Below are 451 nucleotides of genomic sequence, written 5' to 3'. Positions count from 1 at the left end.
GTAGTTTTTGCTAAAAGTACCAAAATGAGGAACTTTATCAAAGAATCCATAACCTAAGTACCATCGGTACGCTACATTAGTGTGAATTTCTTTTATAGTTTGTCTCATAGATTTAATGCCGAATAATTTTTGAATCAGAAGGATTTTTACTAAAATTACAGGGTCAATAGAGGGTCTGCCATTATCTAAGCAATATTTATCTTTCACTAAATCATAAACAAAGTTAAGATCTAATACTTTTTCAACTTTACGTAACAAGTGATCATCAGGAACTAATTGAGATATTGAAATCATTTCAAGTTGTTCTCTGTTATTAGAAGATTTATTTAGCATACTATCACCTCATTATCTTATTACTATCATTATACAAGAAATGGGGAAAAGGTTATTATGTAAAATGTTAAAAAATAAAAAATGCCGACAAGTCCGTAGGACTTTGTCGACAGTCTGA

1 protein-coding gene is annotated in these 451 nt (G+C 29.7%); it reads right to left on the bottom strand.

Going from position 1 to position 451, the window contains the following annotated elements; genetic code table 11:
- A partial coding sequence (locus HMPREF2937_RS08300; protein WP_002480977.1) for an IS1182 family transposase occupies window positions 1–333 on the bottom strand: 333 nt, incomplete at its 3' end.
- Window positions 334–451 lie beyond the last annotated feature (118 nt).

It is taken from the genome of Staphylococcus sp. HMSC061G12, from assembly GCF_001838465.1.
Classification (GTDB): domain Bacteria; phylum Bacillota; class Bacilli; order Staphylococcales; family Staphylococcaceae; genus Staphylococcus; species Staphylococcus simulans.
This window is presented reverse-complemented; position numbering and strand designations above follow the sequence as displayed.